Source organism: Bradyrhizobium sp. SMVTL-02 (assembly GCF_051853005.1).
Taxonomy (GTDB): Bacteria; Pseudomonadota; Alphaproteobacteria; order Rhizobiales; family Xanthobacteraceae; genus Bradyrhizobium.
In genome coordinates this window covers 1,717,625-1,744,574 of the sequence record NZ_CP182469.1, presented here as the reverse complement: position 1 = coordinate 1,744,574, position 26,950 = coordinate 1,717,625, and the positions used below count along the sequence as shown (strand labels likewise).

At 61.4% G+C, this 26,950-nt stretch carries 19 protein-coding genes and 4 pseudogenes; 7 read left to right on the top strand and 16 right to left on the bottom strand.

The window, feature by feature from the left end; translation table 11 throughout:
• Positions 1–10: 10 nt before the first annotated feature.
• Genes ACNJYB_RS08140 through istA form a run of 3 tightly spaced genes read right to left on the bottom strand, consistent with a single transcriptional unit; the run spans position 11 to position 3,170 of the window.
• Entirely contained in the window at positions 11–1,033 is a 1,023-nt protein-coding gene (locus ACNJYB_RS08140) for an IS110 family transposase (protein ID WP_439373148.1), read from the bottom strand.
• Between the two features lie 49 nt (positions 1,034–1,082).
• Complete coding sequence (locus ACNJYB_RS08135) at positions 1,083–1,616, bottom strand: ATP-binding protein (RefSeq protein WP_439373472.1); 534 nt, start codon at positions 1,614–1,616, stop codon at positions 1,083–1,085.
• 15 nt (positions 1,617–1,631) lie between these two features.
• Entirely contained in the window at positions 1,632–3,170 is a 1,539-nt protein-coding gene (gene istA, locus ACNJYB_RS08130; RefSeq protein WP_439373471.1) for an IS21 family transposase, read from the bottom strand.
• 551 nt (positions 3,171–3,721) lie between these two features.
• Between istA and ACNJYB_RS08125 the strand changes: the two genes are divergently transcribed.
• The 4 genes from ACNJYB_RS08125 to ACNJYB_RS08110 all read left to right on the top strand — a co-directional run bounded on the left by ACNJYB_RS08125 (position 3,722) and on the right by ACNJYB_RS08110 (position 7,833).
• On the top strand, positions 3,722–3,955 hold the full coding sequence (locus ACNJYB_RS08125) for a DUF6894 family protein (RefSeq protein WP_439373470.1): 234 nt from the start codon (positions 3,722–3,724) through the stop codon (positions 3,953–3,955).
• A gap of 1,143 nt (positions 3,956–5,098) precedes the next feature.
• Entirely contained in the window at positions 5,099–5,278 is a 180-nt protein-coding gene (locus ACNJYB_RS08120; protein WP_439373469.1) for a hypothetical protein, read from the top strand.
• Between the two features lie 993 nt (positions 5,279–6,271).
• The gene (locus ACNJYB_RS08115; protein WP_439373468.1) at positions 6,272–6,526 is read left to right on the top strand and encodes a helix-turn-helix domain-containing protein; all 255 of its coding nucleotides are present in this window, start codon (positions 6,272–6,274) and stop codon (positions 6,524–6,526) included.
• On the top strand, positions 6,526–7,833 hold the full coding sequence (locus ACNJYB_RS08110) for a type II toxin-antitoxin system HipA family toxin (RefSeq protein ID WP_439373467.1): 1,308 nt from the start codon (positions 6,526–6,528) through the stop codon (positions 7,831–7,833). Before ACNJYB_RS08115 ends, ACNJYB_RS08110 begins: the two co-directional genes overlap by 1 nt.
• A 1,275-nt stretch (positions 7,834–9,108) precedes the next feature.
• Here the strand turns inward: ACNJYB_RS08110 and ACNJYB_RS08105 are convergent.
• The 12 genes and pseudogenes from ACNJYB_RS08105 to ACNJYB_RS08050 all read right to left on the bottom strand — a co-directional run bounded on the left by ACNJYB_RS08105 (position 9,109) and on the right by ACNJYB_RS08050 (position 23,405).
• Entirely contained in the window at positions 9,109–10,917 is a 1,809-nt protein-coding gene (locus tag ACNJYB_RS08105) for an FAD-dependent oxidoreductase (RefSeq protein WP_439373466.1), read from the bottom strand.
• A gap of 2 nt (positions 10,918–10,919) precedes the next feature.
• Complete coding sequence (locus tag ACNJYB_RS08100; protein ID WP_439373465.1) at positions 10,920–11,756, bottom strand: phosphoenolpyruvate hydrolase family protein; 837 nt, start codon at positions 11,754–11,756, stop codon at positions 10,920–10,922.
• A complete protein-coding gene (locus ACNJYB_RS08095; protein WP_439373464.1) occupies positions 11,737–12,990 on the bottom strand; it encodes a Tm-1-like ATP-binding domain-containing protein in 1,254 nt (417 codons plus the stop codon). The genes ACNJYB_RS08100 and ACNJYB_RS08095 overlap by 20 nt, the downstream gene beginning before the upstream one ends.
• A gap of 211 nt (positions 12,991–13,201) precedes the next feature.
• Positions 13,202–13,445: pseudogene (locus ACNJYB_RS08090) on the bottom strand (type 2 isopentenyl-diphosphate Delta-isomerase); the annotation flags it as partial.
• A 49-nt stretch (positions 13,446–13,494) separates the two neighbouring features.
• Positions 13,495–14,396 (bottom strand): annotated as a pseudogene (locus ACNJYB_RS08085) (terpene synthase family protein).
• Positions 14,393–15,943: a hypothetical protein gene (locus tag ACNJYB_RS08080; RefSeq protein WP_439373463.1), complete on the bottom strand. Its 1,551-nt coding sequence runs from the start codon at positions 15,941–15,943 to the stop codon at positions 14,393–14,395. The pseudogene ACNJYB_RS08085 and the gene ACNJYB_RS08080 overlap by 4 nt, the downstream one beginning before the upstream one ends.
• A gap of 248 nt (positions 15,944–16,191) precedes the next feature.
• Positions 16,192–17,199 (bottom strand): polyprenyl synthetase family protein, encoded by a 1,008-nt coding sequence (locus ACNJYB_RS08075; RefSeq protein WP_439373462.1) that lies wholly within the window; start codon positions 17,197–17,199, stop codon positions 16,192–16,194.
• Positions 17,200–17,335: 136 nt separating this feature from the next.
• On the bottom strand, positions 17,336–18,679 hold the full coding sequence (locus ACNJYB_RS08070) for a cytochrome P450 (RefSeq protein WP_439373461.1): 1,344 nt from the start codon (positions 18,677–18,679) through the stop codon (positions 17,336–17,338).
• 87 nt (positions 18,680–18,766) lie between these two features.
• Complete coding sequence (locus ACNJYB_RS08065; RefSeq protein WP_439373460.1) at positions 18,767–19,075, bottom strand: ferredoxin; 309 nt, start codon at positions 19,073–19,075, stop codon at positions 18,767–18,769.
• A gap of 1 nt (position 19,076) precedes the next feature.
• Positions 19,077–20,366 (bottom strand): cytochrome P450, encoded by a 1,290-nt coding sequence (locus ACNJYB_RS08060; protein WP_439373459.1) that lies wholly within the window; start codon positions 20,364–20,366, stop codon positions 19,077–19,079.
• A 376-nt stretch (positions 20,367–20,742) separates the two neighbouring features.
• A complete protein-coding gene (locus ACNJYB_RS08055; RefSeq protein ID WP_439373458.1) occupies positions 20,743–22,116 on the bottom strand; it encodes a M16 family metallopeptidase in 1,374 nt (457 codons plus the stop codon).
• The gene (locus ACNJYB_RS08050; RefSeq protein WP_439373457.1) at positions 22,113–23,405 is read right to left on the bottom strand and encodes a M16 family metallopeptidase; all 1,293 of its coding nucleotides are present in this window, start codon (positions 23,403–23,405) and stop codon (positions 22,113–22,115) included. Before ACNJYB_RS08050 ends, ACNJYB_RS08055 begins: the two co-directional genes overlap by 4 nt.
• 574 nt (positions 23,406–23,979) lie before the next feature.
• On the opposite strand from ACNJYB_RS08050, the pseudogene ACNJYB_RS08045 reads away from it, so the two are divergent.
• From ACNJYB_RS08045 to ACNJYB_RS08035, 3 genes and pseudogenes are all read left to right on the top strand, one after another.
• Positions 23,980–24,139: pseudogene (locus tag ACNJYB_RS08045) on the top strand (IS5/IS1182 family transposase); the annotation flags it as partial.
• Positions 24,121–24,466 (top strand): annotated as a pseudogene (locus tag ACNJYB_RS08040) (hypothetical protein). The pseudogenes ACNJYB_RS08045 and ACNJYB_RS08040, both read left to right, overlap by 19 nt.
• An 89-nt stretch (positions 24,467–24,555) precedes the next feature.
• Positions 24,556–25,158, top strand: coding sequence for a hypothetical protein (locus tag ACNJYB_RS08035; protein ID WP_439373456.1), 603 nt, complete (start codon positions 24,556–24,558; stop codon positions 25,156–25,158).
• A gap of 8 nt (positions 25,159–25,166) precedes the next feature.
• Here ACNJYB_RS08035 and ACNJYB_RS08030 read toward each other — a convergent pair whose 3' ends face one another.
• Positions 25,167–26,930 (bottom strand): phosphoenolpyruvate hydrolase family protein, encoded by a 1,764-nt coding sequence (locus ACNJYB_RS08030; RefSeq protein ID WP_439373455.1) that lies wholly within the window; start codon positions 26,928–26,930, stop codon positions 25,167–25,169.
• Between the last annotated feature and the right edge of the window lie 20 nt (positions 26,931–26,950).

Sequence of the window (26,950 nt, the reverse complement as noted above, 5' to 3'; positions counted from 1 at the left end):
TGTCCGACACTCAAAGTTTGGCGAACATCTCGGTGCGGAAGCATTCTCCGGTTTTCATCATTGCCCAGATGATCCGAGCAAGCTTGTTGGCGAGGGCGACGGTCACAAGCCGCGCCGGCTTTTTAGCCAAAAGCCCGACAATCCAGTCGCGCAAGCCGCCGCGGCGTTTTTCCACAACGTTTAGAAGCGATGTTGCTCCGAGAACGAGTAACTTCCTTATATATCGATTACCCGCCTTGGTGATGGTTCCGAGAGTTGGTTTACCCCCGCTTGAAATTTGCCTGGGCGTCAGACCCAGCCAGGCAGCAAAATCCCGTCCCGAATTGAATACGCTTGGGTCTGGTACACTGGCTGTAATTACCGAGGCAACAAGCTTGCCAACGCCGGGAATTTCTCCGAGCGAACGGCTCGTCTCGCTGAGCGCGTGAGCCTTGGCGATCTCCCTCTCCAAATCATCGAGTGCGCCTCCGAGCGCATCAATTTGCTGACCGAGAACCTTCGCGGCCAGGACAGCGGCGTCGGGAAGAGTCGCGTCGCCTTCTGCGAGGCCTAAAAGCTCGTCGACGCGGCCGGTGCCCTTGGCGACGACAAGACCGAATTCGGCCAAATGGCCGCGTAGAGCGTTCACGCTCATCGTTCGCTGTTTGACCAGCAGCTCGCGCGTCTTGTGCAACATCAGGGTCGCTTGCTGATCAGCGCTCTTGATCGGCACAAAACGCATGGCAGGGCGCGAGACCGCTTCACAGATGGCTTCCGCATCGACGGCATCGTTCTTACCTCGTTTGACATAGGGCTTTGTGTAGGCCGGCGGCATCAGAGACACATCGTGTCCCATGTCCTTCAGTTCGCGCGCCCAATAGTGCGCTGAGCCGCAAGCCTCCATGCCAACGCGGCACGGCTCGATCCTCGAGAAGAACTCGCGCATCGTCCGGCGCGTCAGCTTGCGCTTTACGGCTGGTGCATCCTCACTAGACAGCGCATGAATCTGAAAATAGTTCTTGGCGAGATCAACGCCTATTCTAATAAACTTCATCTCGGACGGTCTCCCTTCTTTGTGGCGCTCTGGTGACCACGCCTTGGCACTATGATGCCGTTGAGGTGAGGCCGTCCACACCATCAAGGATGAGGAGATTGACGCGCTCGAGCGCGGCGATCAGGCGCGCCAGACGGCCTTCGCCGCGCGCCTGGGCGAGATCGGCGAACAGGCGGGATGTTCGCTTGTAGAGGACGGAGAAGCCGTCGCGGCAGGCCTTGTTGCCGAGCGCACAGGCAAGCCAGGACTTGCCGGTGCCGGTTGGGCCGACGATGACCAGGTGGTTGGCCTCACGGATCCATTGGCAGGTGGCGAGGGTTTGGAAGAGCGAACGGTCAAGGCCGCGAGCGGTGCGATAGTCGACGTTCTCAATGGCGGCGGCTTGCCGGAGCTTGGCACTGGTCAAGCGGCGCGTGAGGCGGCGGTTGTCGCGGGCGGTGACCTCGCGATCGACGAGGAGGCCGAGCCAATCGGCGTGCGGCATCTCGGCCGCCTCGGGGTTGTTCTGCAGTTCAGTGAGGGTATCGGCCATGGCGGCGAGGCCGAGGGCGCGCAAGCGATCGACGGTGGGGTGAATAAGCATGCTGATCTCTCCTGATCAATTGTAGTAGCTGCGGCCACGGATGTTGGCGTGGAAGAGGATGGGCGCCTCCTCGGCGGGAGGCGCGGTTCTGTCGGTGCCGTTCTTGAGGATGGCGGCGACCGATTTGTACGAGCGGGCGTTGAGCAGCAGGGCCCGGGCGCAGGCGGCGTCGACGCGTTCCTGGCCGTAGCGCTTGACCAGCCCGAGAATGCCGATCGCGGAGCGGAAGCCCTGTTCCGGATGCGGCCGCGACCGCAGGATGACGTCGATCAGGGTGTCGGCGTCGGGGCCGACCTTGGCGGCTTCGGAACGAATACGCTCATGGGTCCAGTCACGATAGCGGCGATGCGAACTCGGCATATGCTCGGCAATCGTGGTCGGGCGATGCGGCAAGGTGCTGCGCAGATGCGAGGCCACGCGCTTGCCACGGAGGAAGATCTCGACGGTCTTTTGGGTGATGCGAGCCTCGACCTCCTGATGCAAGAGGTTGTGAGGGACGCTGTAGTAATGCTTGGCGATCTCGACGTGATAATCGAGGTTGACCCGGCAGCGCTTCCACTCGGCATACTCGTACGGTTCATCCGGCAAGGGGGTGAGCGCCTGATGATCGAACTCTTCGAACAGATCGCGCCGACTTCGCCCCCAGCTCCGGAGAGGTCGATCGTTCAGCTCGACAAGGAGGCTGTGGATCGCCTCGTTGAGGGCGGCGAGCGAGAAGAAGCGGCGGTTGCGCAGACGCGCCAGAATCCATCGCCCGACGATTTGGACCCCGACCTCGACCTTGGCTTTGTCGCGCGGCCGATACGGCCGCGCCGGGACGATGGCGGTGCGGTAATGGCGGGCGAGATCGGCATAGGTCCGGTTGACCATCGGCTCGTGAAAGCAGGCCCGGGTGATGCCGGCCTTCAAATTGTCGCTCACCGTCTGCCGGGCCACACCGCCGAAAAAGGCAAAGGCCCGCACGTGCGAGGCGATCCAGTCCGGCAGGCTCTGGGTGAGGCTGGCCTCGGCGTAGGTGTAGTTCGAGGCGCCGAGCACGGCGACGAAGATCTGCGCGCTGCGCACCTCACCGGTGAGCCCGTCAACTACCTCCATGGTGTGGCCGGAATAGTCGACGAACAGCTTCTCGCCGGCGACATGGACCTGGCGCAGGGTCGGCTTGAGGCGGCCGGCCCATTCCTTATAGCGTTCGCAGAACCACGCATAGCTGAAGCTGTCGGAGTTTGCGTCGCAATACTCCTCCCACAACAGCATCAGCGTGACGTTCGGGCGCCGCAGCTCGCGATGCACGAGCGCCCAGTCCGGATGCGGACGCTCGTCGCTGGGCCGATCGGAAGGCGGCGGAAACAGGCGGTTCTCGAGCTGGACGTCGTCATCGAGCTCCGTTGGCAACGGCCAGGTCAGACCGGCGCGGCGGGCTCGGTTGACGTACTTACTGACCGTGCCCTGGGCCAGACCGAGGCTGCGGGCAACGGCGCGTTGCGACATGCCGACGCTGTAGTGCAGGCGTAGAACTTCGCGAATGTGGCGCATGGACAGTCTCTCTGTCGGCATCTCGATCCTCTGCGGTTGGGCAAAAGACCGAGCTACCCCGGTTGCAGACTGTCAGCGGTGGGCGCCTCCTGGTTGTCCCCGATCATGATCGCTGGAAATAGCGATCACGATCGGCTGGAAACGGTGATCACGATGCTCTGGAATGGGTGATCACGATGGCCTGGAATCGGTGATCACGATCGGCTGGAACGCGCAGTCGTGGTCGAGAACTAGAGAAAAACGCCTACCGTTTAATGCGCGACGCGCTCTTTGCACCTATGGGGCAACTATTGCATTTTCGTCGGTGTTGACTGAGAGCACGTGTCGTGCGGCGCGCCCCTTTACTCAATGTGCCCGAGCCGCAATCCAGCAGAGCAAAAATCGATGCCCGGCAGCAACGTCCGGATCTAACGCCGCCCGTTTTTCCATGTCGCTACGTGGGCGTGATCGATCAGATAGGTCGCGGGGTCATACAGTCCTTCATCGAAGTCCCTCGTGCCCATCAACTCGGCGCGAGGGAATCAGAACCCGCCAATAGGTACAGACCGCGTGGATGGGTTCTGAGGCGAGAGATGACCAGGCGTTACTTTTTCCATATCCGGCATGGCGAGCGCGGCGAACACTTATCGGTCGATGACGAAGGTAGGGAATTCGCGACGCAGCGTGAGGCGGATGACTACGGAGCGAGAGTTGCGAATGACATCCGCACGGACAACTTTGACTATGGAGATGCGGAGGTATCCGTAGTTGATGCTTCCGGCAACGAAATCGCGCGACACCGGGTCTACCGAAAATTGCTAAACTGATCCACCGGAAATGACCGAATCTAAGGAATGCGGATAACCGTCGTGAGCCAGGCTTTGATAGCTATCGCTCGCACCGTGCAGACGCCGGTGACAGGGCCTAAATTACACATCGGTAGCATCGGCTAATAAACTGTTGCGGTTCCCATAAGGCCTTATCGGTCGCATCATTGGCTTGCAATACGGCTCCGATGCCGAAAAGCGGAGCGCTTGAGGTCCATAGCGCACTTGCCGTTCGCCGCCTGTATTTCGTTGCCATGAGAGAAGACTATTTCGCACCCGCCAGGTGGTAATGGACAGTTCTAGCGTGTTCGTGAGCGGCGCCGGTTCAAGCCCCAGAGATCTGTCAGCAACAAGCAGGGAAGATCATTGGTCCTCTTGCACGCCGCAAACCTGGCCGTTATGCACTGCTCTCGCGGATTTGCACAGGTTCGGACCGAGGCATGGCATCAGAGACCTACACTTGTCGATCCCTTCTCCTTTACCTCGAATCCTGACGCGCTCACCCTCCGAAGCGACATCGCAAACACTATGTGCAGAGCTCCCCAAACACCCTTACCGCAGTTGCGATCATCAGCCGAACCGCGATTAGAACCGGCGCCAGCGATGGCGGGCATTGACAAGGTAAACAACAAGCCTCGAAACTTCGGACTGCGAGAGACAGCGTGGCGACCGCTTTTGTCGCGGAAGTTCTAGGCTCCAGTCTTGAAGGGATTCGGCCCGCTCCGGAGCCGTCGTCCGGTACAGGTTCGCAGACGTCCACAAGGCCAAACGACATATCAATCGGTTTTAAGCCTTGCGCGGATTCGGCAGTCATCGGCCATGCGCAAGGAGGAGATCGGTAGAACGACTCGGGCTTCCTAGCGGTTCTGTCTGGAAGCCCAGGAGCATTAACGTCTGTGCAATCGAACGTGAAGTGGCGCATTAATCCTGCAGAGGATAGCAAAAAACGCACGATACGATTGCAATCACAGGAGTAAATTCGCCGCTCCGTTGTGGCAGCAACTGCGCGACACACCGTGGAGAGGCAATTTAAGCAGTCTTCGCGGTGCGTGCAGGCAGGTTCGTCCGCTACGCGCCCAAAACGAATTTCTTTGGTCCATAGATTAATCGATCAAGAGACGTGAAATGGCCACGTGCATAAACGTGAACTATCTGGAGCAATCGTCCAGCGAAGCTTTTGATCAGGATTGCGGGCCGGGAGCCGCAGCTCCCTGTCATCCCGAGATCGGCATTGCAGCAGGCCATGTGTTGCCGCAGGGACTTCAGGCGCACACGCTGTCGCTGACCATAAACCCAAATAGTGTCACAAGCGAAGTCCGGTGAAAGCTGTGACTTTTGCATTCAGCGTATCGCGACCGAATCCTGCGCATTCGATCGCTGGGACACTTGTCCAGCCGGGATAGCCAAGATTTCAGCCAAAGGCCGGACATGTTCGATGTGTACCTAAACGATAAACATGATCTGCTGGTAGTTCCGCAGGGAGCTCCGCTGCCTGCCACGGGCGCGTTCGCGAAGTGGCGAAAAAAGAAGACACGGGTCATCGGCGTCAGTCATGAGATTAGGTTAGCTGTTCAGACGCAGGGCTATTACATGCGAAAAGCGAGAGATTTCGGTAGACATTAGGAAGAACTCTATCGCCGATTGAGCGGATCGACGCTTCTGGCTGATGAAACGGACGCTCGAACACGTCGGCTGACTTTGAATGGTCGATGGCCGGTCGGAATCCGCCGTGTAAGGATCGAAGCGCTGCGTTCACGGCCACAGACGATATCTGTCTCGCCACGCTCTCGCATACGATTCCTATCGACCGCCTCAGCCGAACTTTGCCGCGCTGCCTGCCAAGTTGAATGATCTGTTCCGAGATCGGGAGGACTGGATGGTCGGCGCCAAACAGGGGCTCCCCATCGCTCTCGGTTTCACCCCGGCCCGGTGATGACGGCGGCGATGCTCGGTCGGCAAACTGGTTATTCTGCCAAACTATTCCCGCCGCAGCGGCGGTTTGTCCCTCTTCGCGCGCGAGGTCGGCTGCGCAGCTCGCGTGTTTGTGGCTTACGGAAGCTGGTGGCGGCGCGATTTTCCCTGTCCCGGAAAGACCTCCGACCAACGTGGCCACCAAGCACGTCTTGGGGAGCGGAGAATTGTTAGGGATGGGTAAGTATTTGCTCGCTCGTACGCCTGCAACTCTCCAACTTTGGCCATCCGCGATCGCGTATATTTCTATTTTATACCAATATGCGTATATTACTAAAATATACTAGAACGCGTATATCGATTCCTTATACGGATTCCCGTATATTGAAACCTGGAGGGATAGGTATGACACAGCAGATCGCACGCACCGAAAAGCAGCTTGGAGCCATACTGCGACGGGCACGCAAACAGGCAAAACTCACTCAGTCCGATCTGGGCAAACGCATTCATCTACGGCAGGCAACTGTTTCCCGGCTGGAGGGAGGCGCACCCGCAATACAGTTGCGCACGCTTATGGAGGCCCTGGCCGCGCTCGATCTTGAGCTTGTCATTCGTCCCCGCACTAAGGCGAGCGCCGCTGACATCGAAAGTGTCTTCTGATGGCCCGTGCACGAGCAAATGCGCGCTTGAACGTATTCGTCAATGGACGGCTGGTTGGCGTGCTTCGGCGCGCGTCCAGCGGAGCAATTGATTTCCGGTACGAGCAGCAATGGCTTTCCTGGGAATCCACTTTTCCGATCTCTCTATCTCTGCCACTCCGGGAAGACCGCTACATCGGCGCGCCAGTGATCGCGGTTTTTGACAATTTGCTGCCCGACAGCGAACCAATCCGAAGACGCCTGGCGGAACGAGTAGGAGCCAGTGGAATTGACGCCCACAGCATGCTCACAGCACTTGGGCGTGACTGCGTGGGTGCACTCCAGTTTTTGCCCGATGGCATCGACCCCGGTGCCGCCGGAAAAGTCGAAGGCAACCCCATCAGTGAGGCCGAAGTAAGTAGCATCATTCAAAACCTCGCCGCAGCACCGCTTGGTCTTAGCGAGGATGACGAATTCAGAATTTCCATCGCGGGTGCGCAGGAGAAGACGGCTTTACTTCGTCTTGATGGGAAATGGTACAAACCGGTCGGTACCACAGCGACCACGCACATTCTAAAGCCGCAAATTGGCCGGTTGCCAAACGGTATTGATCTCTCGAACAGCGTCGAGAATGAATATTTCTGTCTGAAATTATTGTCGGCTCTCGGTGTACCAACTGCCGAGGTTGAGCTCGCTGATTTTGGAGGGCGTCGAACGCTGATTGTGGAACGCTTCGATCGGCGCTGGACAAGCGATAAGCGTCTACTTCGGCTACCGCAGGAAGATTGCTGCCAATCTCTCTCCATCCCGCCATCGAAAAAATATCAGTCGGATGGTGGCCCTGGAATGAAAGATATCCTGGGATTGCTTAGGGGCAGCGACGCCGCGACCGACGATCTGGCGATGTTCATGCGCGCGGGTATCGCTTTTTGGATTATTGGAGCGACGGACGGGCACGCCAAAAACTTTAGCGTCTTCCTAAGTCCCGGAGGGCGTTTCCGCCTCACGCCTCTGTATGACGTCCTGACCGCTCAGCCCAGCCTCGACGCGAGGCAGATTCAGCCCAAGGCGTTCAAGCTCGCCATGTCTGTCGGTAAGAACCGGCATTATAGAATGAGCGAGATTCAGCCTCGCCACTTCATCCAGACCGCCGAAGTTTCCGGCGTCGGCACCGCCCTCGTCCACTCTATTTTCAAGTCTTTCGCAGAAACCTTCGAACCGGCTTTCGGCCAAGTCATGGCAAAGCTCCCGAAAGGTTTTCCTTCAGAGCTCACGGACTCTGTACGGACTGCGGCACTGCATCGCATTGCCGTCATGAGTGAAGCTTAGCAGCGTTCTCATTGCGGTAATACGGCTCTCGGAATTTCCTGGGGCTCGCGCGGTCGGTGTCTCGCGAGCGTTCACTGTACGGAACGAGACGTCCACGCTTGCACGTCAAGCTTTGAAACTTTGCGGCACCAATGAAGACCGGCCGGGTCCGCACTGGAGTGAGACGGAACCCGGAAAATATTCGCTGGTTCAGTAGCGAAGAAACGTCGATCCGATTTGCCTCGTAATAGTGTATCGCCTTTGCTCAGCGCCGCCACACCACAGCCGCGCTGTTCTAAATGTCGTCAAATATTGTCGCGGATGCCACGGAAGTGTCGGGCTTATATCAAATGACGCGCCTTAACTGAGATCGAAACGCCGAACAATGGCAAGCAGTCGAGCGGGATTCGTGCTTACACGTTGTATGCGAACCACCACCCTTCCTTGTAGTCGTAAATGTAGGCTTCGACGCCCGTGACGGTTACGGAAAAGTAAGATGACGTACCGTGATCGAAGCCGCAGTAGAATCCTGAGCCTTTCGCTTTGATCAATAAATGCGAATGTTCACCATGGTGGTACAGGTTTGGTAAGGCGCCGGTAACGTAGCAATGCCTGCCGTGGTCGTATGCGCTAACTATACCGTCTCGTACAGACACGCTCATCCTGTAAGATTCAGGGACCTCGGCCTCGTGAACGCGGACGACAGCGCGCTCGAGAGTGTGAGCCAAGGCAACCGCAGCCGCGGCAGCCCGAACATGCACCTTCATGAATCTACCTATTGCTGGGCATCTAGAACTAGTGCGAGGCGACCCAACGCGCGAACGCCTCGAGGTGGCCGCGCGTTGGGCCGCCCCATAAATCACCCAGGAGATCGTGACTTCAATGAAGCAAAGAGCGTGCCCAAAGGGACCGGAGCGACTGCAACGATTTCATTTCAATAACCTGCTGAAGCATCTGCCACGAAGGCCAGATAAATTGCAGTCGCGAGCTGGCTCGTGTCGTGTGGCCGGCGCGGCCCACAACGAATTGGAAACTGCCCCAAAGGAGGGTTCTAAATCAATGGCCGGTGGGCTGGGTAGACCGGCTCGGTGAACAGGGTTGAAGCGAGACCAGCATGTGCTTCTATCAATATTGCTAGTGAGCGGGCCATTGATCCTTTTGCAGGCCACAAAGCTAGCCGTTCAAAGCGAGGTCGAGGCGCGCCCCTGGCTCTCGATGTAGTCATGAATGTTGTGATTGGCGCACCCCACAGGAAGCTACAAAATGGCTTGGGCTCCATAGATGCAAGTGCCGTCGTCAAGCCCTGGAACCCGCGACCTTTTGCCCATGCTGAGCTGATAGTAGGATGCTGTTGATCGCGCGGTAGGCAAACACGATGGCCGGTCCGATCGTGATGCCTGCTCCGGGATAGATTCCGCGCATTGGCGAGGTCATGTCGTTACCGCAAGCATACAGACCTGAGATCGGCCAGCCATTTCCGTCCAAGACCTTTCCGTAAGTATCAGTTGCCAATCCAGTCGCCGTGCCGAGCGTTGCCGGAACAATCGGCAGCGCGATAAATGGACCGTTTCTGATAGGTCCGAGATTTGGATTCTTCATTCTCAGCGCCGGATCGCCCAGCGTGCGATTGAAAGCCGATTCGCCGCGTTTAAAGAGCGGATCGCGTCCTTCGGCCGCGTGTGCGTTGTGTTCTTCGATCGTCCTTTGCAGCTCTCCTGCGTCCAAGCCCAATTGCTTCGCAAGCTCTGAAAGAGTCCTGGCGACCTTGATGTAATCGAGGCGCGCATATTTGCTAATGCTTAAGGTCCAGGGCCACGGGAGCAAATGTCCCATGCCTCTCAGGCGAACGAAATCCTGGTCACAGACAAAGTAGAACCGCTTATCTGCCGGATATCCGCTTTTGAACATCGCGAGGCAAATGTCGTGGTACGAATTCGACTCGTTGACGAAACGCCTCGCATTTGGCCCCACAGCAATGACGCCGGGACGGCCGCGATCGAGCCAGCCGTAAGGGACAATTTGCTCAGCGCTGCCGTTCTTCAACAGCGACACGGGCGTCCAAAAGCCGGCTGAGGCGACATCATTATCAATGGCTGCTCCGAGCTTGGTTGCAAGCGCAATACCGTCACCGGTGACATCGGCATGAGCCAGCGTCTCATTATGCTGGTGAGCGCCGCTGAGCTGCGCTCTCAATTGCGCATTACGAGCAAAGCCGCCCGTTGCAAGAATCACTCCGTGCGAGGCGCGCACGCGAATATGAGAATCGATCAGCTTGACGATTGCCCCCGTGACATGCCCCTCTTCCTTGATCAGTTCTACGAGAGGAGATGAGGGCCAGATTTCTACGCAGTGCTTGCGTAGACTCACGAGCAGCCGCGCGATCAGAGCATTGCCTCCGCTAAGCTCCGTGCCGCGCCCGTAACTTAAGCGATCCCACGCGTACCGGCTGACTCGGCGCAAAACATGCTTCAGCGAAGTTAAAGATTGGAACGGGTTCAGGAAGCTTCGCACCTCGCCCGACGAGATCATCATTCCACCGAGCACAACGCGAATTGGGTCGCCTATCAACTCGAAGTCGGTGCCGAGAAGCCGTCCATCGTAAGGTGCAGGGCTCAGTGCCCGGCCCTTGTCGACCCCGCCCACTTGGCTTGAATGGTAGTCAGGGGCAGTGGAGAGCGTGAACTTGACCTCTGTCCCGTTCTCCAGTGCGGCGAGCGCCGTTGGGCCGTCCTCAAGATAGGCCTCAACAAAGTTCGCCCGATACGAGGCGCCAAGTTCATGCTTCAGGTAGGTCCTCGCTTTCGTCAGCGAGTCATCGATTTTTGCGGATCGCGCCTGGGGTGAACAAGGAACCCAGATCATGCCATTGGACAGAGCTGTCGTGCCGCCAAGACGCGGGGATTTTTCGCAAACGATGACGCGCAGTCCGGCCTTTGCCGCATAGAGGGCCGCTGACAGTCCGGCCGCACCGCTCCCGATCACGAGAACATCTGTTTCCCAATCATGATCCGGCCCGCTCCCTCTCGGGAATACTGCGGCTTCTTGCTTAGCTGCTTGGCCTAATAGCTTGTCCATCTCGGTCCCGCCGCAATATTTCTCGATCAACGTCAGTGGTTTCGCGCAAGCGGGACGGCCTTGAACTCCTCAGCGGCCGCCTTCACTGCCCGTTCAATTGGAATCCGTTCGATGGACGAAGCGCCGACGAACCCGACACACTGGGTTGATCGATAGACCTCGACCGTATCCTGAGGCTCGGCGATTGCGCCGCCATGGCAAAGCAGGATCACGTCGGAGCGCATGCTTCTCGCCGCCGCATTGATGTCGTTGATGCGCCTGATGGCTTCTCGAATTGACTGCCCCTCTTCATTTCCCGAGAGGCCGCCGCGTGTGGCACCGACATGTGGCACGATGCAATCAGCTCCGATACTGGCCATCGCTTTCGCGTCTTCCGGGCTCGCGACATAGGCCAGCGAGAAGATGTTCTTCTTGCGAGCCATCGCGATCATCTCGAGCTCGCGCTCGAAGCCAAGCCCGACGCGGCCGCGGCGTTGGCGCCATTTTTCGCCCATGGTGGAAATCGTCGGATAGTTGATCACGCCGGAGAAGCCAGCAGCCCAGAACTTGTCGAGCAGCGCGTTAAGGTCGAGCCGGAGCGGATCCCAGGCTTCCACACCGCCGATGACCGGCACGGAAGAGACGACGTTGCGAATTTCCGCCGCAAGCTCAAGCGTACGTGCGTTGGAATCGCCAATCCGGCTCGTCGGGAGCCCCATCAGTCGCGAAAGCCCGGTGCTGTAGACCACCAGCAGGTCGGCGCCTCCGAGGACGGCGCACTTGGCAACCAAGCCGCAGCTGCTTCCAGCGGCAAGGATCGCCTTTTGCTCGGCGACCTGACTTGTAATCTTCGAAAGAATTTCGGTTCGCTCAAACATCCGCATCGCCATCAGTCTCCTGTCCCAATTGTTTGAGGATCCACGTCGCGGCAGCCTCGGCGAAATCGGGATCGTTGATGTGGCAGTTCAGTTCGCGGATTGTGATTTTTGGCGCGAGATGATTCTTGACCGCATCGAGCCAAGCCCGGTCGGCATCGGCGTTGCGAAAAATTCCGCCATCACGGTCGTAATCGGAAACGCCTTTCGTTGGCCAAAGGACGATTGCAGGACCTTCTGCCCGCGACAGCCGCTCGGCCGTGAGGCGGCCGATGCTCTCGTTCTCGGAAATGCTCGTTCGCATGAGCGTCGTATAGGGGGTATGCGAGTAGAATTGTCGGCCGCGAAATTGATCAGGCACGCTCGAAGGCGGACCAAAATTGACCACATCGATCGCACCAGGCGCTATCACTTGCGGGATCAATTGGCGCGACGCTGCCTTCAGCCGATCTGGACCAGCGCTCGCGGTCCCTCCCACTATTTCGTCAGCGAGCTCCGTTGTGGTGAGATCAATGACAGCGTCGAATTCGCCCGCTGCGATCAGCTGCTCCATTTTCCGCCCGCCGGCACCGTTGGCAGGAAAAACGATCGCGTCTACGCCGGCTCTGCCAAGGCACGTCATGCACAGATTTGCCGCGGGAGTCGTCACACCGAATGCCGTGATCGCGACGATCTTCTTGTTTCGCGAAGCTTTGGCCGGCCTATAGTGCATCGCAGCGACGGCCCGCCCGGCATTCTCAAGGACCCTTTCAGTAAAGGTGTTGATGCCGAATAGGTCGACCAGCGTCGGATAGAGGATAATGTCGTTATGAATGGCCAATTCGGCGAGAAGCGCCGGCCTTGCACTGCTCACGAGAAGCTTCGGAAAACCATAGGGCAAATCAGATACGATCTCGCCGAAAGCCGCACTCCCCTTCCCACCGGCGACCCCGACAATCGCGCTGATAGTGCCTGATGCCGCAAGATCACGAACAGTTAGGCGCGTTGTTGCTGCTATCTCTTTCAATAACTCGGCGGGCGAAGCAACGCGATCGCAGTTGCCATCGGCTTGTTTCGTTCTGGCCGCCATTCTCAAGGTGCCGATGTCAATCAGAACGGTCTTGCGCCCGCAAGTCGCGATGATATTCGCGAGGTAAGACACTTCGCGCCCTTTGGTATCAAGGGTCGCCACGATCGCGACCGCGCCCGGAAGTTCGGACGGGCTACCATCCCGGAGCGACACTTGGCCGTCCGCGTAATGGTGAGACACGTTTTCCTCCCGGACCATTTTTAACCACAAGAGGTCTAGACCGAGCTGAAACCGTGCATAAGAACAGCCAAAAGTCTGATTGGGTAAGATTGGGTAGCGCCTCCTTGGAAATTTGTTACAGGGTGCGCGCTCGGCTCGCGGCGCTCGGCATCGGCACGGCGCACCTTGCAGGTAGGATTGCTCGCTCTCCATAAGCTTCGGAATGGGCCGATACCCGTGAGACCATGGAGCCGATCAGCAGCGGTGCGCGCATGGTCTTGCCCAGCAGCGAGGCGCGTAGGTCGACCTGCGTCAGGTCCAACGCGGGCAATGCGCAGTAACGGATGTACTCCCCGCCGGGGCGACCGTGGCCGGGCCCGTTCGTCGATCCAGGACGATGTCCAGATGGTCGTCCTTGCGCCGGCTTAGGGCGGTGTCGGTCATGCTCGCTGTTCCGTCTGATCGGGCGACGGCACGTCGGATCGGACCGACGGCAGCACCCGCACGCTGCCGGCTCCCGCGCGTTCAGGCCGGCGCACGCTGTCTCCCCCCGCAGCGTCGCTGCGGTAGCGGCTGGTCGAGGTCTGGTAGTACTGCGCGCCGATGGCCGCCATGGCCTCGATCAACGGTCCCCACGGCGCGGGAAAGCGTTCTTCCGCCATCACCTGGTGCAGCATGCGCGTATGGCCGGCCAGCTCGTCGTTGAGGAACTCCACGACAGGCATAGCCGGATAGCGCTGCAGCAGCAGGATCGCTGCGTTGTCGGCCTCGCCGGCCGACCTATCCTTGTCGCGTCCATGCAGATCGTTCTGCAGGCGCCCTATCGCGGAGATGAGCCGCAGGACCTGGCGAAACGCCGGACGCGCGCGCAAGGTCGCCATGTCCAGCCCCCACAGCAACGACAGGCAACAGAACACGTTTGCGTAGGCGATCGAATCGATGCCGTTGTGCAGGTACTCGGCGTAGGACCAGCGTTGCGCCCCTGCCGCGTGCGCGTGTCCGGCGCGCAGCGCCGCGCAGTAGCACCGGGTATCGTCGAGAAGCTGAGCATAGTCGCGACGATCGTAGGCGAGCGCGGCCAGCGAAGCACGCAGCACAGCGCAGCCCTCGAATCCGGGGAGCTCGCACGGCACGCCCTGCCCCAGCGCCTGCTCCACCGCGGCGAGCTGCTCCGGCGCGATCAGGCCAAGGTCGTTGCAATCGTCGAGCCAGAACAGCAGCGCCAGTTCGCGATAGAACGCCACGATCAGCGTTTCGTCCTGCGGATCGCGGCCGGTGCGGGTGCTGGTGTCGCGCAGGCTCGGCTGGATGCGCTGCAGGATGTACTGGCCGCCCCTGACCGCTTCCACGGCATGCTCGTCGGCGAACGCGGTCAGGGAACGCCCCCACTTCAGCACCTGCTGCAGCGCGCGTTCGGTCTCGATCATGGCGCCGCTCCGGCTCCCTCGGCCAGGACGCGCCGGCCCCAACCAAGCGCCAGCCACAACCCGGCGAGCTCGGCCACGCGCACGACCCGGGTGGGACAATACAGCTCCTTGCCGATCCACAGCGGCGTCTTCGGCAATGCATGCGCCGCATGACGGGCGAGCATCCATTCTAGCGCGCGCGCCACCGCCTGCGCGATGCGCCGGCGCCCTGTCGGCTCTTCGCTCCCGTCCATCACGTGCAACGCGAACAGCGCATAGGCGGTTTCCTCGAATGTGGACGCGCGACCGGCGCCCCAGCCGCCGTCGTCGCGCTGCGCCTGTAACAGCGCAGCCAGTGCGCGCTCGTCGCGCCACTGGGGCTTGCCTTGCGCCAGCGCAGCGACCGCATGCGCGGTGGGATACAGCCACGAAACGTGCCATTTTTCGTTGTCCCATAGACCGCGCGGGTTGCGATTGGCCTCGACGTAGGCGGTGGTGCCGGCGGCGGGCTTTCCCAACAGTCGCAACGCATGCAGGGCATGGATGTTGGTCGACACCGAGGCATTGCGCTCGCCGGGGAAGGTGACGAACAGCTCGCCGATTTCGAAATGGCGCAACGCATCGACCGCCGGGGCGCGGCCTGCAAGGCACAGGACGCACAACGCAAGGGCGGTGTCGTCCGCATCGGCCGCGAAGTGCAAGGCCGGGCCCAGACCGCGCAGGCCCAGGCAGGCGTCGAGCTGCGCGACAATCACGCGCACCGCCTCGGCGAGCGCGGGATGCGCGAACAACCCAGCCAGATGCAGGGTGTACAGCGACCAGCATGGCTCGAATACATTGATCGGCCAGACGTTGGGAACGACACCTTCGATGCCGCTGCGCGTCGCCCGCGATGCCGCCTGCAGATACGCGTCGGCGCGCCAGACCTGTGGCGTGCTCCCCTGTGTCACAGCGTGCGCACGCCACGCGGCGGTCGCCGCCGGACTGATGCCGATGCTGCCGTCGTCATCCGGGCATGCGGTGGTCGGCGAGGTTCCCCAGGCTTCCCAGGAGTGCAGCAACGGATGGCCGCTCGGTAACCTCGTCACCGCCCCCAGCTTGACCAGGCACGCTTGCCGCAACGGCAAAAGCGCCGGGTGGCGCGGAAGCGCCACGCCGCCCAGCAAGGATGCGGCCTCGCCGCAAAACTGCGGCAGGATCAGCTCCACGCCGATCGGCGCGTCTTCCGGCACCGCATGCGCGTAGGGATCGGGCTCGCGCTGGAGAAACCGGGTTGCAGCCTGGACTGCGTCGGCAGCGCCGGGAAGAGCATCGGCACGTTGCAATGCCAGCGACGCCGCCCACGTGGGCGCATGGCGGAACAGCGGGAAGTCCGCGCTTCCCCATCCGCCATCGGCTTGTTGCTGCGCGATGAGCCAGGCGTATGCGTTCTGCCGACCGCTGACGTTGCCGTGGAACTGCAGAGCTCGCGCCGTGTCGTAGAGGGACGGACCGACACTGCCGCCATCGCTCATCTCGCTTAGCACGTGGCGCAATTCGGAAAGGACCTGTTGGGATAGCGCGTTCACGCGGGATGAACTTTCTGCAGATGGTTGACGAGAAGCAGCATCGGGCAGACGCCGCGCACGTCGCCGCAAGCCCGGCGATGCGCCCCGATGCTGGTGCCGGTGCGCCGCATAGGCTTGGGCGCAGCGCACCGCGGCCGTGCTAGGCAACCACTGCGATCGGCGCCGCGCACTCGGACATAGTGCAGTATGCACCGCTGCCGCCGGCCGATCGCAGCGGCACAGGGGCGACTCTATGCGGACGGCCGCGCTCATGCGCATGGCGCGTGCTTGAACAGATACGCGTTGGCCCGCTGCAGGATCTGCGCCAACCGCTCCGCACGCGGCCCCAACGGGGCGATGGCCTCCCCGGCGTCGCGCAACAGATCCGGCGCGAACTGGCGCGCTGCCTGTAGCCCCATGATCGACGCGCAGGTCGGCTTCTGCGCCGCCGCGTCCTTGCCGGGGGTCTTGCCCAGCGCCGCGGTATCCGCTGTCACGTCGAGAATGTCGTCGATCACCTGCAACGCCAAGCCGAAACAGGCGCTGTAGCGATCGAGCGCACAGTACAGCGCAGCATGCGCGGCATCCTCCGCGATGGCGCATAGTGCGCCCATGCGAACGGACGCGCGCACTAGCGCTCCGCTTTTCATCCGGTGCATCGCCACGATCCTGTCCAGCTCGACGTGCTTTCCAACCAGCGACAGATCCATGGCCTGCCCGCCTGCGACACCCTCGGCGGACACCGCCTGCGCCAGTTCGCGCACGAGCGCGACACGCTTGTCGGCCGGCGCATCCAGGCTCGCCAGGGTCAGGAAGGCGTGCGCCTGCAGCGCATCGCCGACCAGGATCGCAGTGGCTTCGCCGAACTTGACGTGCACGGTCGGAAGGCCGCGCCGAAGCACGTCGTCGTCCATCGCGGGCAGGTCGTCGTGGACCAGGGTACAGGCGTGCATCATCTCGATGGCGGCGCCGACGTCGTCGAGCATGTGCGCCGGCATGTCGGCCAGTGCGCCGGCAGCCAGGCAGAGCAAGGCGCGGGTGCGCTTGCCGCCATGCAAGGTGGCGTAGCGCATCGCCGCCATCAGCTCGGTCTCACCGTCGTCTTCGGCGCAGAGAAGACGTGCCAGCGCTTGTTCGACCCGATTTGCGCCGTCCTGCATCCAGATCTCCGGCTGCAGCCTGCCGGATGCGTCGCGCGCCTGCGCGCTCAATCCGCCGAGCGCGGAAACGCCAGTTCGGTCGTCGTGTAGCGTGGAACCGGTCTGTATCTTGTTCATGTCCTTGGACCTGACATTAGACAGCCACGGCGAGCTACCGCCGTGTTACCTGCGTCGCACCCAGCGCGCGCCGAGTGAGGCAATGCTGCGTGTCGCAGGCGCCGCTGCCTTTCCACACGGGGCATGCGATCCCGGCTCATGAGAACCCGATGCGGATTGTCATGGACGGATGTGCGGTCGGGTAATAGCGCCGGCCTCTTTCGACGCCGCTCAACAACCGCGGCCGCACCCCCGCCTTGTGCATGGTCAGTGCCAAGGCGATGCAGAACTGCACCAGTTCAAGCCATACCAGATAGTAGCCGATGCAGACGTGTGGGCCGGTACCGAACTGCAGCATGTCAATCGGCTCGATCGGCTTCGTGCGTTGCAGCCAGCGGTCCAGCCGGAACTGATCAGGCGCCTCGTGCAGCAGCGCCGAGGTCGAGAAATGCAGCAGCGGGATGCACACACTGGTGCCCGCGGGAATGTGCCGTCGGCCGAGTTGCAATTCCTGCAGCGCGCGACGCGGCAGAAGTGTGATCGCCGGATGCACGCGCAGGGTCTCGCGGAACAGCGCCTCGGCGACCGGACACAGCGCCAGATCCGCGTGCCGGGTCGGCACCGCGCCCACGCGTTGCGCCTCCTCAACCAGGGCATCCCACAGCGCAGGTTGCCGCGCCAGCTCGATCACCATCCAGGCCATCGTGGAGGCGGCGGTGTCGTGACCGGCAAGCAGCAGCAAGCGGATATTGGCGACCAGGACGTCATCGGAAAGCGCATCGTCGCTGCGATCGAAGGCGCTCACCATGTCATTGATCAACCCGGTCCGCGCGGCATGCGCGCGCGCGTCGCGGACGAACTGACGCAACTGGGCGTCGATCCAGTCGCGGGCGGCGCGGCCGCGCCGCAAGGGCAATCCGGGTAGGTCGAGCGGAGGCGCGACGATCAATTGCAGCAGCTGCCGGTACTTGCGATGCCATACCGGCAGGTCTTGCGCGGGTATTCCCATGAGGCTGAAGTTGAGCTTGAGCATCAGGTCGCCGGTTTCGCGCAGGATGCTTACGTCACCACGGTCGCGCCACGCCTGCACCCGCGCCCGGATGACGGGCGCGAACAGCTCACCGATGCCGGCCTGGGTCAGCCCCTTGGGCAGGAACGCCGCCTTAATCGCATCGCGCGCCTGCCGGTGCGCGCCGCCGTCCTGGGCGACCAACGTTCCGCAAAACAAATCGGGCGCGATCTCTTCGATCAGCGCCGAGGACACGTCCTTGTGCCGGAGCAGTGCGAACGCATCCGGATCCACGCAGGTCATCAGGTGTCCGGCAGGACCGAAATCCAGCCAGAAGTGGCTGCCGAGCGTCCGTTCCGCGCGCTGAAGCAGGCGCGGCAGGTCGCAGACAATGGCGGGAAGATGCCCGACCAGGGGGAAAGCGCCGGGCACCACCGGGATGTCGCAGCGCAGCCGGTGTCGGCGGTCCAGCGGGTTGAGCAGCATGTGCATCAGCAGTGCGGCGCCGCGGCCGCTTCGGCGGTGTCGCCGGCAGGCCGCGTGGTGTGGCTGTTGCTAGCGTCGTCGGCCACCTTCCCTTCAAACCGTCCCATCGTGTCCTCCTGGACTGCGATCATCTTTCGCGGCATGCTGGTCGGCATGCGCCGGAGAAGGCGCAGGGTCGGCGCTGGCGCGCGTGTCATCCCCAGCGTCGCTTTCGATGAACCGAATGGCGGCGACTGGGCACTGGCTGGCCGCGAGCCGCACAGCGCCGTGCAGCGCCTGCGGGACCGTCGCCACGCACACTTCGGCCACGCCGTCCGGTTCGCGCTGGCGAAAGGTACTCGGCAGAGTCAGCGCGCACTGGCCAAAGGTTCCGCACAGATCCTGGTCGACCACGACGCGCATCTCAGCCCCCCTGCGCATGCAGCCGCACCGGCAGCGCGCGGAACGTCCTAAGGAAGCCGGAGGGCTCCCGGGTCGGCTGCTTGGCCAATGCCAGCCTGGGGAAGCGCGCCTGGATCCGCGGCAGGCTCTCGGCCAACTCCACCCGGGCCAGTTGCGCACCGAGGCAGAAGTGGATGCCGTGGCCGAAGGTCAGCATGATCTTCCCGTCCGTCGACATGCCAGGACTGGTGCCGTAGAACCGCGCGGGATCGAAGCGGTCGGGATCGGCGAAGGCGTCCGGGTCGCGATTGCCGGCCGCGATCAGCAGGCGCACGTCCGCGTTCTTCGGGATCACCACGCCGCCCAGTTCGATATCGTGCTGGGCGATACGCGGAGTGGCGCTGAACATGGCGGCCGCGTCGCGGCGTAGGACTTCTTCGACGAATGCCTTCACGCCCACGGCGTCTCCCTGCAGCCAGTGCCGCTGTTCGGGATATGCCAGCATGGCCAGGACCGCATGGTCGATTGTCGCAGCAGTGGTGGTGAAGCCACCCAGCAGCATGCCCCACAGCATGCCGATCAACTCCGCATCCGACAGCGTCTCGGCATCGCCGTCGTGCGCGCTGACCAGCATCGACACGATGTCGTGGCGTGGATCGGTGCGCCTGTGCTGTATGAGGCCGGCGAAGTAGGCCTGCACCCTGGCGCTGACCGCGTCCGCCGCGGCGAGCTGGGGATCGCTGGCGTGCGGGTTCAGGCCTTCCAGAATGGTGCGGATGCCGGCGGCGAGCCCGAACATGTCGTCCTGGGGCATGCCGAACAGTTCGGCGAAGACCAGCATGGACAAGGCCAGGGCGAATTCCCGATGCAGGTCCACCGCCTCCCCGCGCTCCAGCGCGGGCGCCATGCCGTCCAGGCGCGCTGCGACGATGCGCGCGATGCTCGGCCGCAGGTTCTCGATCTGGCCCATGGTGAAATGGCGCGAGACCAGCCGCCGCAGACGTGTATGCGTCGGTGGATCCTTCATCGCTATCGTGGACGCCAGCAGATTGAGCGACAGGCTGGTCGCCGCACGTGGGAAATAGCGCGCCAGTTCGCCCGGCGCGGGTCCCCGAAACGCATCGCCCGTTGCCTCGAGCGCCCAGCAGATGTCGGCGTGCCGGCTCAACAGAAAGAGGCCCGACGCCGCGCGATGCACCGGATCGTGCTCGCGCAACCACCGCATGAATGGGTACGGGTCGTGGATGCACGCCAGCGACGCCAGTTCGGCGAAGGCGTCCTGGCATGCTGCCTTGGTTTCTTGCACGCCCATCTTGGTTACCTGTGGGTTGGCTGATCTGCCAGTGCGCGCTAGGCGCGTCGGGAAATTGCAGACAAGATCGCGATCCGCGGCGGCGTCCGGCGCATCACCAGAGCACCGGGAAGTGCTCGAACCGGCCAGTGATGATCTCCTTGCGCAACTTCAGTTCTTCGGGCGCTACGGCGAGGCGCAGCGCGGGAAAGCGCTGAAAGAACCAGCTTGAATTTCAGACTGGCCGGCGCCACGTCGCGCATCGCCGCTTCGGAAGAACTTAGCGGCGAAGCGCAGCGCATCAAACATCGTGCAAGACAGGCTCATTTTGTCTCTTCGAGAACAGTCGTGGAGGTGGCGAATTCGATTTAGGGGCGCGTCTCATCCAAAAGGCACTTCAATTCGACTTCGGCGCGGCTGCCGCGGCGGGCTGCGCGGCCGCCTGGGGTGCCCGGCCGACGACGACGGTCAGGAGGCCCTGGCCCCACAGGCGCTTGGCGGCCTGCTTGGCGTCATCCAGCGTCACGGCGTCGACGATGGCGTTGCGCTTCTCGATATAGTCGATCGGCAGCTTGTCCTGCTGATATTGCAACAGCGCCTGCGCCAGCTTGGACGAGGTGTCGAGCGCCAGCATCTGCGAACCCTTGAGGTAGGACTTCGCCTCGTCGAGCTCCTTCTGCGTCGGGCCCTCCTCGGCGATGCGGCGCACCTCTTTCTCGACGGCGTCGAGCGTCTCGCCGGCGCGGTCGGCGCGCGTGCCGGTGTTGCCGATGAATACGGCCGAGTGCTCCATCCACAACAGCGATTCAAACACCGAATAGGCCAGCCCGCGCTTCTCGCGCACCTCGCGATAGAGGCGGGAGGACAATCCGCCGCCGCCCAGGATGTGGTTGACGACGTAGGCGGCCATGAAATTCGGATCGCTGCGCTTCACGCCGGGGCCGCCGAAGGTGATCACGGTCTGCGGCACGTCGAGCGGCACGAAGGCGCGCTGCGGCGGCGCGGCTGACGCGACGTCCGGGACGGGGGTGAGGTTCGCCTTGGCCGGCAGACTGCCAAACGTCTTGTCGAGCAGCTTGCCGAGGGTTGCGGGATCGACGTCGCCGACGACCGCGACCTTCAGAGTGTCCTTGGCGAGGATGCGGCCGACGTAATCCTTCATGTCGGCGACGGTGATGGTCGGTACGCTTTCCAGCGTCCCGCTGGTCTGCCGCCCGTAAGCGTGATCGCCGAAGGCGATCTCCAGGAACTTGCGGCTGGCAAGCGCTGTCGGATTGGTGGTGTCGCGGCGCAGGCCCGAGATCACCTGGGAACGGATGCGCTCGACATCCGCGGTTTCGAAATGCGGCGAGGTCAGCGCCATCCGCAACAGGTCGAAAGCCTCGTCCTTGTTGTCGCGGAGCATGCGCAGGCTGCCGCGGAGCGTGTCGCGGCTGGCGCTGAAGGAGAGCTCGATGGCGCGGCGGTCGAGCCGTTCATGGAACGTCTTGGAATTGAGATCGCCGGAGCCCTCGTCGAGGAGGTCACCGACGAGGTTGGCGACGCCCGGCTTGTCCTTGGGGTCCTGCGACGAGCCGCCCGCAAATGAATATTCCATGGCGATCAGCGGCACGGTCGCGTCCTGCACGAACCAGGCTTCGATGCCGCCGGGCGATGTCAGATGCTGGATCTTGGCCGCGGCCTGCGACGGCGAGATGGACGCCAAGGAGAGCGTCACCGCGGCGACGACGGAGAGCGCGATGCCGCGCACGCGGAGGAAGGAATAGGTCACGAACGCTTCTCCTCGCGCTTGGCGGTTGTAGTGTCCTTGGTCAGATAACCGGTGACCGAGCGCTTCTTCTCGAGCCACTTTTGTGCGGCGGCGCGCACCTGGTCGGCGGTGACGGCGCGAATGCGATCGGGCCAGCTGCGGATGTCCTCGATGGACAGACCCGTCGTCAGCGCGCTGCCATACCATTGCGCCAGCACCGCCTGATTGTCCTGGGCGTAGATCGCTCTTGCGATGAGCTGGGTCTTGACCCGCTCCAGATCCTCGGCGCGGATCGGGTTCTGCACGATGTCGGCGATCACATCGTCGATCACCTGCTCGACCTGCGCGAAGCTGACGCCCTGCCTGGGCGAGGCCGAGATCGCGAATTGGCTCGGGTCGAGGGAGATGCTCGAATAGCTGGCGCTGGCGGAGACCGCGAGCGGTTTATCGACGACGAGCGCGCGGTAGAGATAGGAGTTGCTGCCGCTGCCCATCAGTTGCGCGAGCACGTCGAGCGCGGCGCTCTCGCCGGGCGGCGCGGTCGTGGCTGAGGGCACGAGATAAATGCGCCGTACGCTCGGCTGCTCGACGCGCGGATCGGACAGTGTGACGGTGCGCGGGCCGTCCGGCTCCGGCTCCTGCGGACGGACGCGTTTTGCGGCGATCGCCGGCTGAGCCGGGATCGGGCCGAAATGGTGCTCGACCAGCGGACGCACGTCTTCGACCTCGACATCGCCGGCGATCACCAGGATCGCGTTGTTCGGTGCATAGAAGCGGCGATAGAATGCGAGCGCATCCTCGCGATCCAACTTTTCGATTTCTTGCTGCCAACCGATAATCGGCCGTCCATAGGGGTGATTGAGGTAGAGCGTTCCCTCAATCTGCTCGTTCAGCCGCGCTTCGGGGCTGTTGGCAACCCGCATGTTGCGCTCTTCGAGCACGACGTCCCGCTCGGGCAGCACGTTCTCGTCCTTGAGCACGAGACCGGTCATGCGATCGGCCTCGAGATCCATCATGGTCGACAGTTGTTCGCGTGAGACATGCTGAAAATAGGCGGTGAAATCAGTGGACGTGAAGGCGTTTTGGTTCCCGCCGACGCGATGCACGATCCGCGAGAGGTCACCAGTCGCGTGCTGCTCCGTGCCCTTGAACATCAGGTGTTCGAGAAAATGGGCCAGCCCGGATTTGCCCGGCGCCTCATCTGCGGAACCCACTTTGTACCATATCATTTGCGTCACCACCGGTGTGCGATGGTCCGCGATCACGACCACTTGCAGGCCATTTCCAAGCGCAAAGCTGGTGGGTGGCATGGACCTCGCGAAAGTCTCGGCTGAGGCGCCATCTATTGCGAAGGCGCGCGTCAGGACCAGCGCTAGAAGGCAAACGACCGATCGAGATGAGGACGTCGAGAGCCTTGACAGCAGTCGCAGTAGAATTTTCAGAACGAAAGCCCGATCGGGCCGCCGATGGGGCGCGGCATTGTTATCAACATGGTTCGTCAGCTGCTGCATCGCCATATTTTTTTGCGAGCTCCATTGCAATTGGTTCTGCATGAGGAATGAGGTCACGATCGAAGTCATCTATAGGATCGGTCCAGCGCGTCGTCGCGCTAACCCAAAGCATTAGTCGTGCCAAAAGAAGAAATTCTTTGAACTACAACGTGGTCGCCCCAAGGCGCGCCTGTCCGCATCTTCACGACATCGTCGCACATCAGACACGGTGTGCGCGCATTGCAACAGGGGCCATCGAGAGACTCCTTCTTGCGGAGCGCAGTTGGCCGCCGTCTCCAATTTTAGCAGGCTGTTGAAAACGGCGCCCGCCGCCGACCAGCGATCATGTTTCATTGGCTCCGATAACATTCGGGATGGCGCGTGCACGGCGGCGATAATCGGCGAGCTGTTTAGCTATGTTGACCTGTAGGCAGCGGATGCAGCGGGATCATCCGCTGCGAGCGATCCGGATGATCGAGAACGAGACGCCGGCGGCGCTGGAGCGCGAGTGTGCCGCGGCGCCGCCGGAGGCTGGATGGCGGCCAAGGTGCCCGGCTTCGCCAAGGCCTTGCCGGCCGCTGGCGCATCGTCGAGATGGACGTCTGGGACAGCGACTTCCTCGCTCTTGTCGAGGAGGCGCTTCTCACCTTAAATTATAAGTCCAATGGCGAAATCGCGTTTGGGGCTCTCAAGGGCTTCTGGGCGTGCGCTACGGCACCCGCGACGGTCAATCGGCGCCGAGTTCTCATGGGAAGGGCACGGCGACAATGATCCGCACTGCGGTCGCGGATGGGCTATCATCGGCCACTCCAGGCAGGCTCGTCGGCCGCTTCTACATCCACAATGACGACGACTCAGGCTTCGTTTGCGAAGGCGGCTGAGTTCTTCAACAGCCTGCAGTCTAGCTAGACCATTCTGAGACCGCGTATAAGATCAGCGCAACTTCAATGGGTAGATTTTGGTAGAAGTGATGAAAGCGAGGCTTGTCGGCAAACTCGTCACCCACCTGTCGGCGGCATCTCATAGCCAGACGGTAGAAATCTACGCGCCCTCTTTGCGAAGCCTTCCAGAAGGCTGCCTGCTCGTCATGGCCACCTTGCCCGTCATCGACTGGAACGACAGTCTTTTGCAAGATTTGCGCACAATTGACAAGAGGACATCCGATCATGTCTATGCCGCGATAGTCATGATCGATCCCTTCGCATGCTGGGAGGATGTTGCCCAGTTGTTGAACGAGACCGGAATCAACGGGTTGATAAATTTCCCACCTGCATCCCTCATTGAGCGATCAACCACTGGGGTGCCAATTGACAGCGGACAGGAACTCGAACTTCGTCGAATGGAATGGTTTGCACAGCTGGGATTCAAGATCCTGTACGCCGCTTGTCATCGCTCCGAAGTAGCAACAGCAGAGAGGCGACTTGGCTCGCACCTTGACGGCATCGTTCATCTGCCGGAGGAAGCTCTCAAGCTGTCCATTGGCAAAGATATGAAGCTGGTCGGCCTCGATGACCAGGGTTCGTCAGTTCCAACGTTCGTGCTCCTCGATGGGACCGGCGCGATGCGCAAGTGAACTAGGAGCTACTCCAGGATCCGCAGTTTCTTGATCTTGTTGTATAATGTTTTTCTTGAAAGACCGAGAGAGTTGGCGGTCTTTCCGCGGTGAAGCTTGTTGCGCTTCAAACCTTCGATGATCCACTCGCGCTCGGAGAATGTCGCTGTCGGCTTGGCGGGTGATGGCCCGGTCAAGAGCGGCTTCAAGATATCAGCGGTAATATGCATCTGCTGCAGCGTCACGAGCTGGTTGACGATCTGGCGTAATTCCCTAAGATTGCCGGGCCAATTGTGACCAGCGAGCAACAAGAACCCAGAATTTTCAATTCCGAGCGTTTGGGCGCTCGAGTCTCCCTTCGCTTCGACCGTGAAATGCTGAATGAGCTGTGGAAGGTCCTCCAGCCGGTCCGGTAAGGCGGGTAACTCGATATCGAGCCCGGCAAACAGGGCGAGAAGGCGAGGACATATCACAGTTTTAAGACTCGCGGCGCGAGCAACAGAGGCGGTTGCAATGATCCGCGCAGTAGAGCGCACAGCGGATACCCCGTTTAACGGCGTGAAAGCGCCGGTCTCGAGGTAATCGGCAAGACGCTCTTGCCCGTCCCGGGACAGCTGATCCAGATGCAGCAGCAACACGGCAGTGTCGCTTGCACTTTCCAATAGCGACAGTTGGCGCCGCCTATTCTCACTTCGTTCGGCGCCGAACAGCGCACCGATCGTATCGATTGCCGGGCCCGGCCGGCAGTGAAACAGCGCCGGCTTGGTGTGTTTCCGATCGCTGAAGGCATGAACGAGGCTCGCTATCCGCCTTTTGCCTGAGCCCGCCTCCCCCCAAACGAGCACAGGATTGGGATTGGCAGCCAAGCGTTTTGCAGTCTCCAGGACGCGCTTCATAATTGAGGACTGTGCGATCACTCCGTGCTTGAACCCGCTCAACTGAAGCTGGCGCTCAAGGAGATCGACTTTCTCCCGCAGCAAGCGGATGGCCTTAAAGCCCGAGGTGACTTCAAGGACTGACATTTCCAATGGCACGCGATCGAGCGAAGAGCCGCCGATGAACCCCTGGACACCAGTTTCGCGGCAAATATCCAGCAATTCGTCGGGCTTGGTTATCGGTCCGCCGCCCAGTAAGCAGATCACGCTTCTGTTGATGGATTGAGCGACCCGCGCAACAGCGCTCGTACGGGCAGCAAGCTCAGTCAGGCTAATCGACGGATCAGATCCGCTTTCCACGCCGCGGTTGAGATTGAAATTGATGCAGATGGCTTCAGTGCCTGCTTCAACCATCTGTTTTACTTCAGCCGGGGTCCGCGTATAACCAATTGTCATCAGTCCGCGGCTTGCGGCCTTCACGAGGAGCTCAATTTCCCGGGCGTAGCCAAGGCCGCACTTTTCGAGCAATGACCTCCTGTATTCATCGATGTGGATCACGGATGGAAAGTTGGTGACGCCGGAGAAACCCCACCTAATGATCCGGTCGAGCCAATGGTCGATATCAAGCTGCGGATCGAAGGTACAGGCCCCGAAAAATACTGGCAATTTTGTGCTGGGCAGGATCTCTGTTCGGCCGAACCCGGCCACGAATTCGTTGCAGCTGCGGATAGGAAGAATTGAGGCCGGCGAAGATCCACCCATAGCGCGAAAGCGGCCGGCATTGAGCGCAAGCACGAAATCCGCTCCTGCGCGTTCGGCGGCTCTCGCGGTCATGCCCGATCCGATTGCTGCGCCTAGCACGAACGAACGGGAATTCCGGAAGAACTTCCTGATCCCGCCGCCCTTTACCTGGTCCACTCGCGTGTGCATCCCGGCCC